8 protein-coding genes are annotated in these 15,540 nt (G+C 62.7%); 3 read left to right on the top strand and 5 right to left on the bottom strand.

What is annotated here, in order from left to right; translation table 11 throughout:
- Positions 1 to 8: 8 nt before the first annotated feature.
- The 5 genes from nagE to ACODR8_RS14625 all read right to left on the bottom strand — a co-directional run bounded on the left by nagE (position 9) and on the right by ACODR8_RS14625 (position 7,206).
- Positions 9 to 1,703, bottom strand: coding sequence for an N-acetylglucosamine-specific PTS transporter subunit IIBC (gene nagE / locus ACODR8_RS14645; protein ID WP_489007934.1), 1,695 nt, complete (start codon positions 1,701 to 1,703; stop codon positions 9 to 11).
- Positions 1,700 to 4,204, bottom strand: a complete 2,505-nt coding sequence (ptsP, locus tag ACODR8_RS14640; RefSeq protein ID WP_489007933.1) for a phosphoenolpyruvate--protein phosphotransferase — start codon at positions 4,202 to 4,204, stop codon at positions 1,700 to 1,702. The genes nagE and ptsP overlap by 4 nt, the downstream gene beginning before the upstream one ends.
- Before the next feature lie 62 nt (positions 4,205 to 4,266).
- Positions 4,267 to 5,397, bottom strand: coding sequence for an N-acetylglucosamine-6-phosphate deacetylase (gene nagA / locus ACODR8_RS14635; RefSeq protein WP_489007932.1), 1,131 nt, complete (start codon positions 5,395 to 5,397; stop codon positions 4,267 to 4,269).
- Complete coding sequence (locus ACODR8_RS14630) at positions 5,394 to 6,437, bottom strand: SIS domain-containing protein (RefSeq protein WP_489007931.1); 1,044 nt, start codon at positions 6,435 to 6,437, stop codon at positions 5,394 to 5,396. Before ACODR8_RS14630 ends, nagA begins: the two co-directional genes overlap by 4 nt.
- A 28-nt stretch (positions 6,438 to 6,465) precedes the next feature.
- Positions 6,466 to 7,206, bottom strand: a complete 741-nt coding sequence (locus tag ACODR8_RS14625) for a GntR family transcriptional regulator (RefSeq protein ID WP_489007930.1) — start codon at positions 7,204 to 7,206, stop codon at positions 6,466 to 6,468.
- 526 nt (positions 7,207 to 7,732) lie between these two features.
- Here ACODR8_RS14625 and ACODR8_RS14620 point away from each other — a divergent pair.
- The 3 genes from ACODR8_RS14620 (at position 7,733) to ACODR8_RS14610 (ending at position 15,535) form a co-directional block, all read left to right on the top strand.
- Positions 7,733 to 10,426 (top strand): TonB-dependent receptor, encoded by a 2,694-nt coding sequence (locus tag ACODR8_RS14620; RefSeq protein WP_489007929.1) that lies wholly within the window; start codon positions 7,733 to 7,735, stop codon positions 10,424 to 10,426.
- Between the two features lie 214 nt (positions 10,427 to 10,640).
- Entirely contained in the window at positions 10,641 to 12,914 is a 2,274-nt protein-coding gene (locus ACODR8_RS14615; RefSeq protein WP_489007928.1) for a family 20 glycosylhydrolase, read from the top strand.
- The gene (locus ACODR8_RS14610) at positions 12,914 to 15,535 is read left to right on the top strand and encodes a beta-mannosidase (protein WP_489007927.1); all 2,622 of its coding nucleotides are present in this window, start codon (positions 12,914 to 12,916) and stop codon (positions 15,533 to 15,535) included. Before ACODR8_RS14615 ends, ACODR8_RS14610 begins: the two co-directional genes overlap by 1 nt.
- Positions 15,536 to 15,540 lie beyond the last annotated feature (5 nt).

Raw genomic sequence — 15,540 nt, 5'->3', positions numbered from 1 at the left:
TCCCTTACCTAGCGCGTCAGCCCCTGCCCGATGATGTGCAGCGTCCGATCATCGATATGGGCGACACCATGTACATCAGCGATCGTCCAGAGGCTTCCGACATTCACCGCGCGATTGAGGACGATCCGCAGCCGTCCTGCCACCAGGCGCGTGTCGGCAATGGCGTCGGCTCCACCCAGTGCCGCAACGATGTCGGCCCGCGCCTGGACGGATGAGGATGGGGGCGAGGTTGCCGGGACGGGCGCAGAGGCGCGCGGTGCCGCGCCCTGGGCAGCAGCCAGGCGGATTTCCTCCGAAACCTGGTCCGCGATCGGGCCGATGATCACCTGCACCGATTGCGTCGAGGGACGCAATATCGCGACCGCACCCAATGCCTTGAGCGCAGCATCGTTCACAAGCGTCTGATCCTGTACGATCAGGCGAAGCCGCGTCGTGCAGGCGCCGATGGTCTGCAGATTTGCGCTACCGCCCAGAGCGGCCAGATAGGCTGCGCCGCGAGCGTCGGCCTGCGTGACGGTTTCGGGTTGGGTTTCGACCGGCTGCCGTCCGGGCGTGGCGAGGTTGAAGCGGCGAATGGCGAACGCGAAAATGCCGTAATAAATGAGGAAATAGGCAATCCCCACCGGCAACAACAGCCAGGGCCGGGTCGCGCGACCGAAATTGAGCAGATAATCAAACAGGCCAGCGGAAAATCCAAAGCCCAGCCGGACACCCAGAAGGTCCATGACAACCATCGATATGCCGGTCAGCACCGCATGGATGGCGTAAAGCAATGGCGCCAGAAACATGAAGCTGAATTCGATCGGCTCGGTTACGCCAGTCAGGAAGGATGTGAGCGCCAGGCTAAGCAGCATACCGCCCACCGCCTTCTTCTGGTCCGGCAGCGCCGCGCGATACATGGCGAGGCAGGCGGCTGGCAGGCCGAACATCATGACGGGGAAAAATCCCGCCATGAACGCCCCGGCATGGGGATCTCCGGCAAAGAAGCGTCGCAAGTCGCCCGTCGTGCCGTTGAAATCGCCTAGCACGAACCAGGCCACATTGTTGAGGATATGATGCAGCCCGGTGACGAGCAGCAGGCGGTTGAGGATACCGAAACCGAACAGCCCCAGATGCCCCGAAGCGACCAGTCCACGGCTGGCAAGATCCAGCCCGGCGTCGAGCAGGGCGTAGCTGCCGCCGACCAGCAAGGCGAGGCCAACCCCTGCCGCCCCGGCTACGATCGGCACGAAACGGCGGCCACCGAAGAAGGACAGAAAAGCAGGCACGCTGATCGTGGCATAACGGTTATAGAGCGTGCCACCGATGAGGCCCGACACAATACCGATGGGTACATCGAGGCGCGCAAAGGCCTTCGCCTTCCACGCCTGCGCGACAGTGTCCGCCAGCGCGTCGGCCAGACCGGCGGTCACGTCCAGAGGCACCTGAAGCAAGGCGCGGCCGCCGTGCATCGTCACAAGATAGCAGACAACGCCAGCCAGTGCCGCGGCCCCATTGCCATCGCGGGCGATGCCCGTCGCCACGCCGATCGCGAACAACAGGCCAAGGCTGGAAAAGAGCGCATCGCCCGCCGCGGCAAGAAGGGGAATGCCGAGCAGGTCGGGCTGCCCCAATCGCAGCAGCAACCCGGCGATCGGCAAGACGGCTATCGGCAGCATCAACGCGCGGCCAATCGGCTGGAGCGATCCGACAATCCTTCTCATTGCGACAGACCTTCCTCAAAACGCCGCGCCAGCGCGCGAACCTGCGCCGCGGATTCCAGTTGCAGCGCCGCTTCTGCGTGGAGGCGACACTCGGCAATCGACAGTCGGCGCACCAGCGCCTTGAGATCCGGCACGAAATGCGGCGCGGCAGACAATTCGGTGACGCCAAGGCCAAGCAGCAGCGGGATTGCAAGACGGTCCGAAGCCAGGCCGCCGCAGACGCCGACCCAGCGCTTATGACTGCGCGCGCCCGCCGCCGTCAGGGCGATCAGACCCAGCACAGCGGGATGGAGGCCGTCAACCCCCGCTGCGACCGCCGGATTGCCGCGATCCATCGCCAGCGCATATTGGGTAAGGTCGTTGGTGCCGATCGAGAGGAAATCGGCATGGCGCGCGAGCATCGCCGCCGTCACCGCCGCAGCGGGGGTTTCGACCATCACGCCGACTTCGATCCGATGACCGATCGCCATTTCCCGACATAGGATATCGACCCGCTGACGGACCGCCAGCAGTTCATCGACGCTAGCGACCATCGGCACCATGATGCGGCACTGGCCGTGTGGCACAACGGACAGGATCGCGCGCAATTGCTGGTCCAATATGTCCGGCCTAGCCAGACCGACGCGGATGCCGCGCAAACCCAGCGCCGGATTTTCCTCGGTCGGCATCGGCAGGTAGCTGGCGGGCTTGTCGCCACCAATATCCAGCAGGCGGATGATGAGTGGGCACCCATCCAGCTTCGCCGCGATTTGGCCGTAAAGGATCGCCTGTTCCTGCACATCGGGTGCAGCGTCCCGGTCAAGGAACAGAAATTCAGTGCGCAGCAGGCCTGATCCTTCGGCCCCGTGCGCCATGGCCACTTCTGCGTCCTGGAGTGAACCGAGATTGGCGAACGCCTCGATCCGCACGCCGTCGCGGCTGACGCAGGATTGGGTGGCATTGGCGACGGCTGCGCTGCGGGCCTCTGCCCGGCGGGCTACTTTCTCTTTGGCGTCAGCCCATATGGGCGGCAGCGGATCGGCGTGGAGCAGGCCGTCATCGGCATCGAGAATGAGCGGTGTTCCGTCGGTCACCGCGGACAATGGATCGCCGATCGCGACCAGCATGGGAATGCCCTTGCTGGCGGCAAGGATGGCGACATGGGAGGTGGGGCCGCCCCGCGCCAGCCCGATCCCGACGACATGGGCGTCCAGTGCCATGACCTGCGACGGCACCATTTCGTCGGCGAGCAGGACCGTGTCGGGCGGGAAGGACAGGGAGTCTGCGGGGCTACCGGTCAATATCTGCAATAGCTGCCGTTCAAGATCTAGCAGGTCGTCGGCGCGCTCGGCAAAGCGGGCGTCGCCCATGGCCCGCATCGATGCCGCCATGTCGCGGCAGGCGTGACGCCAGGCATGACCGGCATCGCGGCCCATATCGATGTGTGTGGCGGCCCCCTGTTGCAGCGCCGGATCATCCAGAAAGGCCAGGTGGGCGCGACGGATCGCCGCATCGGCCGCTGGCCCGTCCGATTGCGCCAGGGCTTGTCTCGCTGCGTCGATCGCGGCGGTGAGACGGGCTCGTTCCGCCTCGACGCCCGCCCCGTCGACAGGCACGTCGATATCGGCGACATGAAGCCAGCGGGCGGTGCCGATGCAATAGCCCGGCGCGGCCAACGTGCCGCCCATTGCGCCATCTGGCAGCGCGCGGCGCTGCGGCTCGATCGAAGGGGGCGATGGGGACACCTCCCCCCCTTCGACCTCATCCATCCCGCCCTCGATCAGCGCCCGTATCGCGGCCACAGCGGCCGCCGCATCCTCACCCGTTGCCACGACGTCGATCTGGTCGTTCAGGCGAATACCCAGTTGCAACAGGCTGATGGGTGAGCGGGTTGAGGCTTCGCACCCGTCCTTGACCAGCCAGCTGGCCGCCACGAAGGTACGGGCTGTTTCTCCGATACGCGCGGCGGGGCGGGCGTGGATACCGTGGACCATCGGGACTGTGACAGTTGCGATGGCTCGCGTGTCACCATTCACCTCCGGGACGATCGCAACGGCGGCTTCGACCGGCTCCAGATGTAAGATGCCTTCGCCGACACCGACTATTTGTCCGGTCACGCGCCGCTGGATGCGGAAACGGTCTGCATTGGTGATGATGACGGGCGTGATCAAGGATGGCACCGCCTGGGCGACGGCATCCAGGTCGAACCGGATGAGTGGCTGGCCGCGCGTGACCATATCCCCCACCCCGACCAGCGGATCAAAGCCCTGCCCGTCCAGCGCGACCGTATCGATGCCAAGGTGCATCAGCACCTCCACGCCACCATCGCCGCGCAGGGTCACCGCATGGCCGCTGCTATGCAGGGTCAGGACTTCACCATCGCATGGGGCATGAAGCAATCCGGCAAGCGGCTCGATAGCGATGCCATCGCCCAGCATCCGTGCGGAAAAGACGGCATCAGGCACATCGTCCATGACCGTGGCCCAACCATGCAGCGGCGATGTAAGGATGATCGATCCCATTGCGTTCCCTTCATCCCGACGAGCCGCCGGGCACCAAAATTCGCCGTCCGCAGCCTTCATCCTCAAAAAATGCGCTGGCCGCCAATCCATGTGCCGCGCACGCGAAGATCCCGGTCCAGCCAGACGAAATCTGCACGGTGATTGGGTTCCAGCACACCGATGCGATCCGACAGGCCGAGGAAAGTGGCAGGATTGGCAGTCGCCATCGCGACCGCTTCTTCGAGCGGCACGCCAAGCTGGTGCATGTTCCGCACCGCCTGCGCCATGTCCAGGTCAGAGCCGGCCAGCGTTCCTTCTTCATTGACGCACACGCCGTCTTGAACTCGAATATTTTCGCCATTCAGGACGAAGCTCTTGTCATCGGACCCGACGGTTGGCATCGCATCGGTCACGAGCATGAACCGGTCATGCGGACGCGCCGCCAGCGCCACGCGGATCGCGGCGGGATGGACATGGGCGCCGTCCACGATCAGACCACAATAAAGCGTTTCATCCTCCAGAACGGCACCCACGACGCCAGGCTCGCGATGATGCAGTGGCGACATGGCGTTGAACAGATGAGTGACGCCCCGCGCGCCCGCATCAATAACAGCACGGGTCTGCGCATAAGTGGCATCGCTATGGCCGATGCTGACAATGACCCCGGCGCGGACCAATGCGTCGATCGCTGACGGATCATTGCTCTCCGGCGCCAGCGTCACCATGACTATGCCCCATCTGGGGCGGGTGAGCAGGGCGACTGCTTCCTCATCCAACGGCCGAAAATGCGCTGAATCATGGATACCGCGCCGGGCATCCGACAGGAATGGCCCTTCGACATGGATGCCCACCACGCCCGGCACGCCAGCCTCGATCGCCTGATCGACGACATCAAGCGCCAGCGCCACATCGTCCAGCGGGGCGCTGATCAGGGTCGGCAGAAAGGCCGTGGTGCCAAATCGCGCATGGGCCTCCCCGATGCGCCGGATACCCGCCACGTCGATCCGTTCGTTGAACAGGACGCCGCCGCCGCCATTGACCTGCGTATCGATGAAGCCGGGAACGATATAGCCGCCCTCCAGATCAATATCGGTCGATCGAGCGCCTCCGGGCACGACTTCGCTGATCAACTGCCCATTAATGTGAAGCGCCGCGCCGTCGAGCCTGTCCCGCCCCGTCAATATGCAGCCATTGTGAAATCCCGTGATACTCATCGGGTTTCCGTGACCTTGCGCAGATAGGGCGGCTGATCAGGGTCCAGCCCGCGTGCGCGCGCCAGCCTTTCGGCGGCGGCATAGAAGGACTGGATCAGGAGGATCGGTTCGAGCAGGGCATGGCTCGTCAGTGTCGGCAGCGCGCTGGATGTGCCAGCCCGGCAATCGGCGAGCAGCACGTCCGCTCCACGATCGGCAAATTCGGTGGCGGCTGCCCGCACATCATCGCCGGACATGTCCGACGTGGCGAAGGCGATCACCGGAAATCCCTCTTCAATGATGGCCATCGGGCCATGGCGCACCTCAGCACTGGAAAAACCTTCAGCGTGCAGTCCGCAAGTTTCCTTGAGCTTGAGCGCCGCCTCCTGCGCGATCGACAGGCCATAGCCGCGCCCGATGATGAACAGATTACTGGCGCTTGCCAGCGCATCGACCAGCGGTGTCCAGTCCAGTTCATAGGCCATGTCGAGCAGGGTCGGCAGCCGGTCAAGGGCGTCGCGCAGGCGCGCGTCATCGCTCCACCATCCCGCGATCGCGGCCAGGCCAGCCATGGAGGCGATGAAGGATTTGGTCGCAGCGACCGATGTTTCCGCGCCAGCGCACAGCGGGAGCAGGCAATCGGCCATCGTCGCCAGCGGTGAGCTTTCGTCATTGACGAGCGCGACCACATAGGCGCCTGCCGCCTTGTAGCGTTCGACGGTCGACAGCAGGTCAGGGCTGCGGCCCGACTGGGAAATGGCGATCAGCAAAGCGTCGGTTTGCTGAAATTCGGTCGAAAAGACCGATGTTACCGACGGGGCAGCAGAGGCGACCGGCAAACCCAGCAAGGTTTCGATCAGATATTTGCCATAGGTCGCCGCATGATCGGACGATCCACGCGCGCAGGTGATGACCAATTTGGGCGGACTGGAACGCAGACGTTCGGACAACGCATCCAGCGCCTTGCCATTCCGAAGAAGGAAACGCGCGACGGATTCGCCTCCCTCACCTGCTTCCAGCCACATCGCGGATCGCCCCGATTGCAGCTCAACGTTGGACATCAAACCCCCTGACGCGCGGCCCGCCGCGCTAAGTTGCGTTGAGTTCGGCAACGACGTCATAGGCGTCGCCCCGATAATAGGATTGCGTGAATTCGACGGCTTCCCCGTCGGCGAGGAAACCCCGCCGTTCGATGAACAGCCCGGCATGACCCGTTTCGACACCCAGCCGCTTGCACTGTTCCAGCGGAAAATGCATCGCGCGCAAGCGCTGCAATGCCCGCACGGGACGGTTGCCGACCGCTTCCAGCGCGGCATAGAGTGACTCGCCGACCGCATCGATACCGGGCAGGCAGCGCCCGACAATGGTGGAATATTCGATCGCCATCGGCACATCGTCGGCAAAGCGCATACGCTGGAACCGGTAAACCTGGGTGCCGGGCGACAGGCCCAGCGACAGCGATTCTTCGGGGGTTACAAGGCCAACCGACTTCATCAGCCATTCGCTGCTGGGCCGCCGCCCCCGTGCCACCATATCTTCCGAGAAAGACGAGAGTTTGGAAAAGCTTTTTTCGACACGGGCCGCCACAAATGTCCCCGCGCCGCGTCGACGCACGACCAGCCCCTCCTGGGCCAGTCCATCGATCGCCTTGCGCACGGTGATGCGCGAAACGCCATATTCGACGGCCAGGTCCCGCTCGGCCGGTATCAGGTCGTCCTGAACCAGGACGCGCGTTTCGATCGCCTGACGAACCAGCTGTTGCAACTGAAGATAGAGCGGGATCCGCAGGTCTTCCCGCAACTGCCCGACCCGGTCGGAAAAAGACGCCATAATACCCCCTGCAAAAGTCGATATCCCAATCGGGTGACCGTAGTGGAGGGTTGAATCATGCACAACTCCGACTTAGGTTATTCATTGGTATTGTTCAAGTCCTATTTTTACGGATCGGCATACCGTGCTAGCCGGGGCTGAAATTGGACGTGGTGCGCCAGCATGCGCATTTTTCTGATATGAGCGGCAGTTCGACCGGCTCCATTGCGACGGGCTGGCGGCAAGGCGATGCGGGACACTGATGCGATCAACCTTGCCAGACGATCCGCTCTGGAAGAGGCGGAAATTGCGCAAATCTTCAGATTATCTCTTTAAATTCATATGCTTATAACAATATTTCTGCCAAATTGCAAATTTATGTAGATTTTATCGGCCCAGGATATACCATCAACAGTACCAAGTGCGCTATTTATAATACCTGATAGTAACCATTAGCGCGCTGATAACGGGTCGCCACACAGGCTCATGCCGGGAATCGGCATAGGAGTCGAAGGACAGAGGGTATATTATGGTTTTGCGACATTTCATGCTGTTCACCACGAGCGCTGTGGCCCTGTTGCCAGCAGCCGCTTTCGCACAGCAGGCTTCTCCAGCGCCCGATCCGCAGGGCGAAATCGTCGTCACGGGCATACGTGCCAGCCTACGCAATGCCATCAACGTCAAGAAGCAGGCCAATGCGGTCGTCGATGTCATCACATCGGAAGATATCGGCAAATTCCCTGATCGCAATGTGGCCGAATCCCTGTCGCACATTCCGGGCGTATCCATCGACCGCCGCTTTGGCGAGGGCGAGAAGGTGGCGATCCACGGCACCGACCCGGCGCTGAACCGGATGCTGCTCGACGGGCACGCCGTGGCATCGGCAGACTGGGGTGGCAATGACAATGACCCCACCAGCCGCACCTTCAACTATTCGCTGCTCGCCCCCGAACTGGTCGAGCGGCTGGAAGTCTATAAGTCCCCCGAACCGCGCATCGACGAAGGGTCGATCGGCGGCACCGTCATCGTGCGCACGCGGCGTCCGCTCGATACTCCGGCCAACAGCATCTTTGCGTCGGGCGGCTATTCGTGGAATGACCGTGCGGAGAAGGGCAATGTTCGTGCGTCCGGCCTGTATAGCTGGAAAAACCAGGACGAGACCTTCGGCATCCTTGCCGCGGTTACCTATGACAAACAGAATCTGACACGGGCAGGCGTCGAATTTTTCGGTTTCGAAAATGCCGGCAGCCGCTTCTTCAACACAGCGGCCGACGGCAGCTTCACGCTGAAAAATCCAAATGCCACCGTTACCGGCGGCACGCTGGCGGACCTCTACAACGCCAAGAGCCCCTTTGGCATCAACTATGCCTATTTCACCCAGCAGCGTAAGCGCATCAGCTATTCGGGTACGATGCAGTTTAAGCCGACCGATAGTCTGACGCTGACGCTGACCGGCCTGCGTATCGACGGCAACTATAATAATAGCAGCCAGTCCATGTATGTCATCCCCGGCGCATGGAGCGGCGACGTCCTGCAATCGGCCACGGTCAATGACGGGGTCGTGACCGCTGCCAGCTTCGGCGCGGCATCGGCCAACAGCCAGAGTTCGCAACTGGATTTGCTGGTGCGCAAGACCAAGCTCACCACCAACAACCTCAATCTGGAGGCCGAATGGAAGGGCGACAGCGGCGCAAGCTTTACCGCCACTGGCGGCTGGAGCCGCGCGGTGGGTGGCCGCAACCCCGAATATCTGCTCGATGTCCGTACCGACCTGCCCTATAGCTACAGCTTCACGCCCAACAGCGCCGAAGTCAATTATGACGGCGACCTGACCAATCCCGCCAATTATCGTCGCAGCAACAGCGCGCAGGCACAGACGATCGACGGCCAGCCGATCATCTATAACGGCACCCAACTCGTCGCGGCACGAGCGGGCGGTATCGATTTTTCCAAAACGATCGACCGCGATTATTATGCCGGGTACGACGCCGTTATTCCGGTCGCCTTCGAACCATTCACCGAAGTGCGTATCGGCGGCAAATATACCAAGCACCGCAATCGGTTGAACGCTGCGGGCTTCAACAATTATGATCTGTCGGGCGGTTACACGCTCGCCAGCCTGGGCGTCGATACCATCACCACACCGAATGGCGCCTTTGACGGCACCGGCGGCACCGGCAATGCGACCCAATATATCAACCTGCCGGCCCAGGCGGTCATCGACATTCTCGCCAATTCGGTGAACATCGCCGTGGACAAGCCGACGGCATCCTACATTGTCGACGAAGAAGTCGCCGCCAATTATGTCCAGTTCAATTTCGAGCAGGGCGGGTTCCGCGGCAATATCGGTGGCCGTCTGGTCTATACCAAGAATAGCTCGGCCTTCACCGCGCAGGTCGCGCAGGGTGATGGCGCGCTGCCGGTTCTGGTCCCCGGCCGCGTCAACAATGATTATCTGAAGTTCCTGCCCAGCTTCAACATCGCCTATGATACCGGCAGCAACATCATCCTGCGCGGCAGCGTGGCCAAGGTGATCGCACGCCCCCGCTACGAACAATTGGGCGGGTCGATCGGCCGCAACGACATCACGCTGGACGCAAGCGGCGGCAACCCGAACCTGAAGCCCTATCAGTCGACCAACTATGAATTGTCCGCTGAATGGTATCCCAAGGCGGGTATGCTCTTCTCGCTGGAACTGTTCCGCCGCGAAGTGAAGGATTATATCTACAACGGGATCACGCAGCAGACTTTCTTCAACGAACTGCTGCAACAGAATCAGGTGTATAATGTGTCGCAGCCGATCAATGGCGGCAAGGCGACGGTGAACGGCGTGCTGGTGTCAGGCCAGGCGGAAATCTGGGGCGGTTTTGGCATCCAGGCCAATTACAGCTTTGCCGACAGCTCGACTGACGAGGGGCTGAATTTGCCCTATCTCTCGAAGCATACGGTCAACATCATTCCCTATTTCGAGAGTGGTCCGTTCCAGGCGCGGCTGAGCTATAATTATCGCTCCGCCTATTTCCGGGCGATCGGTCGCCTGAATTCGGTGGATATGGTCGCGCCCTATAACCAGCTCGATTTCTCGGCCAGCTATGCGATCACGCCGAATATCACCTTGACGGCCAACGCGCAGAATTTGCTGGACGAAACCTATATTCAATATGCCGGCACGCGGGCCACGCCGACGGCCTTCTACAAGAATGGCCGGACCTATGCCGGCAGCGTCAGCGTGCGCTTTTGATGATTGGGAACGGCCTTCGCCCCGTCGCTGTGTCGCATCGCGGGTCGGCAGGACGTTCCCCAACCCTCTTCATATCTGCCCACTCTCTCCAACACGGGCAGATATGATCTAGGCAGGCAACTGCCGCGGGCGGCCCACTGCACGGGGTCGCCCGTCCTTGTTTTCGTGACCGGCGGATTGCACAACTGATCCGTCATCATAATGGAGCCCTGCAATGCGTCGTCTCCTCGCCCTTTCGATCGCTCTAGCCGCAGCGCCTGCCGCCGCGCAGACCGCGCTTCCGCTGATCCCCATGCCCGCCCGCATTGCGCCAAGTGCGGGGACACTCCGTATCGCCGCCGGGTCGCTCGTCAGCACGCCCGTAAATGATGTCGGCGCGGCAAAGGCGGCGAAACTGCTGATCGCACAGGTCCAGAAGGATCGCGGTATCGCTCTTGCTTCTGGTGCAGGCGGGGTGATCCGGTTCGAGCGTGACGCATCGGTCGACGCTGCCGAGGGATATCGGCTGGATGTTACGCCGCAGGGTGCGACCATAAGGGCGCGCGAGGATCGCGGCCTGATCTGGGGCGCGATGACATTGGCGCAACTCTTGTCCCCTGACGCCAAGTTCGGGCAGGCCGTCACTTTACCCGCAATTTCGATTGAGGATGCGCCCCGTTTCGTCTGGCGCGGGCTGATGATGGACGTGGCGCGGCATTTCCAGCCGGTCGAAACCCTCTATCCGATCATCGATGCGATGGCGGCGCAGAAACTCAATACGCTGCACTTGCATCTGACCGACGATCAGGGATGGCGCGTCGAGATCAAGCACTATCCCAAGCTGACGGAAATCGGCGGCTGGCGCACGCCGCCATCGTCCGGCGGCGCGCCGGGTGACAAGGTTGGCGGCTTCTACACGCAGGACGAATTGAAGGCGCTGGTCGCCTATGCGGCCGATCGCGGCATCACGATCGTGCCGGAAATCGACATGCCGGGCCATGCCCAGGCCGCTGTCGCCGCCTACCCCGACGAAATAGGCGTGCTGGGCGACCGGCCCGATGTCAGCCATGACTGGGGCATCAATCCCTGGCTCTTTTCCCCGTCCGACCGCAGCATGGGTTTCATCCGCAATGTGCTGGACGAGTTGATGGCCATATTCCCGTCGCCGTTCATCCATGTCGGCGGGGACGAAGCGGTCAAGGACCAGTGGCAGCGTTCGCCGCAGGTTCAGGCGCAGATGAAGAAACTGGGCATCAAGACCGAAAACCAGATGCAGGGCTGGATGATCGCGCAGCTTGGCCAATATCTCTCAGCCAAGGGCCGCCGCCTGATCGGCTGGGACGAGATATTGGAGGGCGATGTGCCGACCAGCGCATCGGTCATGTCCTGGCGTGGCGAGAAGGGGGCGGTCGAGGCGGCGAACAAGGGACATGATGTCGTCCTGGCTCCCGCCCCCATTCTCTATTTCGACAGCCTCCAGTCCGATCGCAGCGACGAGCCGTCCGGTCGCCTGTCGATCCAGACGCTGGAGCAGGTCTATGCGTTCGAGCCGGTGGCGGCGGGCGTTTCCGCCGACAATGCCCGTCATGTGCTGGGCGCGCAGGCAACCGCCTTCTCCGAATATCTGGCCACGGCGAAGCAGAAGGAACATGCGATCTTCCCCCGCCTGTCCGCCGTGGCGGAGCTGACATGGTCGGCCAGGGACAAGCGCGACTGGAAGGGCTTTGTCGCGCGGCTCGATCCGCAGATGCTGCGTTACCAGCGCGAGGGCATCGCGGCGGCAGACAGCGCCTTCGCCGTCAATTTCAGAATACAGGGAAGCCGGGGCGACGCGCTGCGCAGCGGCAACGTGACGCTGGTCCTGGATACGCAGGCGGGCGCGGGGGTGATCCGCTATGCGACGAACGGCAAGCTGGGCGGAAGGTCGCAGGCTTATTCCGCGCCACTGACAATCAGGACTGGCGCGAGTGTCGAGGCGGCAGCCTATCTGACCGATGGCCGTGCCGCCGCCGCGCTACGCCGTTTCGATGCGTCCCGCGCCGCGCTGCTCCGTGCGACCGCATCCGATCTGGTCGCTTGCCCCAAGGGCGCACTTGGTCTGCGCGTGCCGCTGGTATCGGGCCAGAGCGAGGATGCCCCGACGTTCAACGTCAATATCTTCGACACCTGCACCCAATGGGCTGACGCGCCGCTGGGCGAGGCGAAAGCCGTCACGATCGTGGTAGCCCGTCTGCCGCGCCATTATGGTCTGGCGCATGAAGAAAGTGCTTTGCGGGCGCATTATGCGGTCACCGCGCATGGCGAACTGGTCGTGCGGGCTGGCGGATGCGAGGGCGCGGTGGTTGGCACCTTTCCCCTGCCCAATCCCAAGAGCGCGCCAAACCGGATGACGTTCAGCGCGCCGGTTGCCGATCAGAAGGGGGACGCCAATCTCTGTTTCCAGTTCACGTCGCCCTTGTCCGATCCCTTCTATGCCGTCGAGACCGTGACGCTGGAGGATCGCCGCTGATGCTGCGCACCGCCCTCGCCCTGTTGCTGGCTACCGCCCCGGTTGCGGTGAGCGCCGGGCTGCGCACCGACATCATGCTCGACAAGGGATGGGCGCTGCGTCTGTCGCCGGACGAAAAGGAGGTCGCCAAGGCGCATCCCAAGGCCGCGACATGGCTGCCCGCGACCGTGCCGGGTACGGTGCAGAGCGACCTGATGGACGCGAAGATCACGCCCGATCCGTTCGTCGGTCTCAACGAGGCGACGATCCAGTGGGTCGGGCGCAGCGATTGGGAATATCGCGGACGGATCGACGCCAATGCAGCGTTGTTGGCGCGCGATCATATCGACCTGCTGTTTGACGGGCTGGATACGTTCGCGAGCGTAGTCGTGAACGGCAAGTTGGTGCTGACCGCCGACAACGCCCATCGCCGGTGGCGCGCCGATGTGAAGCCGCTGCTGAAAGCAGGCGCGAACGAGATAATGATCCGCTTCGCGTCGCCGCTCAAGACGTTGCAGCCCAAGATATTGCCGCTCTCCAACCCCTTGCCCGGCGAATATGACAGCGTCTTTGGTGACGAGCCGGAAGGTCGGCAGACATCGCCCTATATTCGCAAGCCCAAATATCATTATGGCTGGGACTGGGGGCCGCGCATCCTGAATATCGGGCCGAATGGCCCCATCAAAATCGAAGCGTGGGACAGCCTGCGCATCGAGAGCCTGCGGGTCGCGCAGGAGGCGGTGTCACAAGCGGAAGCCCGCATCACCGCCAATCTGAACCTGGTCGCCGATCGCGGCGGCCAGGCGCGGGTGGAAACGACTGTTACTGATCCGAACGGCCGGTCAGTCGTTTCCACCCGCACCGTCCAGGTCGCCGCTGGCGTCAATCAGGTCGCCGTGCCGGTATCCATCGACGCGCCGCAGCTTTGGTATCCCACCGGCTATGGCGCGCAGCCGCTCTACAAGGTCGCTGCGCGGGTCAGTTTCAACGGCGAGGACGCCGATCGGGCGGAGAAAAGCACTGGCCTGCGCACGGTCGAACTGGTGCGCGAGGCGGACGACAAGGGACGCGGGTTCACGACCAAAGTGAACGGCCTGCCGATCTTCATGAAGGGTGCCAATGTCATCCCGTTCGACAGCTTTGCGCCGCGCGTGACGGCGGAACGGATGGCGTCGATCCTGACGGACGCGCGCGACGCCAACATGAACATGGTCCGCATCTGGGGCGGCGGCCATTATCTGCCCGACAGCTTCTATGATGCCGCCGACCGGCTGGGCCTGATGGTCTGGCAGGATTTCATGTTTGGCGGCGCGGTGACGCCCTATGATCGCGATTTTCGCGAAAATGTCCGCATCGAGGCGGAAGAACAGGTCGCGCGGGTGCAGGCGCATCCATCGATCGTGCTGTGGTCGGGCAATAATGAAGTGCTGTCCGGCTGGGAAAACTGGTCCGACCGGATCGCCTTCAAGAAGCGGGTGGGTGCCGACGAGCAGGAGCGGATCGGCGTTGGCATGGCCATATTGTTCAACCAGGTTTTGCGCGATGCCGCAGAGCGGCTTGACAGCGATGTGCCGTATTGGCCGGGGTCACCCAGCAGCAATTATGAGGGCAAGCCCGATGTCGATGGCGACGGCGATCGCCATTATTGGGACGTCTGGGGCGGCAAAAAGCCAGCGACCGCCTATCTCGACAGCTGCCCGCGCTTCATGTCCGAATATGGGCTTCAGGCAATGCCGGTCATGCCGACCATCCGCGCCTTTGCCGATGCCAAGGACCTGTCGATCACGGCGCCCGTCATGCGCGCCCACCAGAAATTCCTGAAGGGTAAAGGACAGGAACGGTTGCTGCTCTATATCGAGCAACGCTATCACACGCCCCGCGACTTTGCCGACTTCGTCTATCTGAGCCAGGCGATGCAGGCCGATGGCATCACCCTGGGCGCGCTGCATCACCGCGCCTGCCGCCCGCTCACCATGGGATCGCTCTACTGGCAATTGAACGATGTCTGGCCGGGCGCGTCCTGGTCGAGCATCGATTATTATGGTCGCTGGAAGGCGCTGCACTATGCCGCGCGCCGTTTCTTTGCGCCGGTCGCGATTGCGGCGGGCCGCCATGAGGATGGCCGGACGGAAGTGTCGCTGATTTCCGACCGGACGACCCCGGTTGCGGCGACATGGCGGATTCGACTGGTCGATGTCGATGGCAGGGAGACGCTGGTGAAGGAAGGGACGGCGACGCTCGCGCCGCTTTCCGCCCTGAAGGTTGGCGACCTTGGCGATGACATGCTGTTCGGCACGGCGGACAGGAGCCGCACCTTTGCAGTGGCGGAACTGATGGTGAACGGCGAGCAGGTATCGCGCGCCATCGTGTCGGCGCTGCCGGAAAAGGCGATGGCCCTACCCGACCCCGGCCTGGTCGCAAGCTGGTCGATGAGCGCCGATGGCAAGCCGCAACTTACCGTCAAGGCAACGCGCCTTGCGCGCGGACTATGGATCGGTTTCGGCGCGATCGACGCGAGCGCGTCCGATAATTATATCGACCTGCTGCCCGGAGAGAGCGTGACCGTTTCCATTGCGTCGGAGGCATCCCTTTCAACCCTCAAAAAAGGGCTAGAGCTGCGCCATCTGGGAGCCGGTCGTTGAGCGTG

This window comes from Sphingobium sp. FG58, from assembly GCF_057809055.1.
This window is presented reverse-complemented; position numbering and strand designations above follow the sequence as displayed.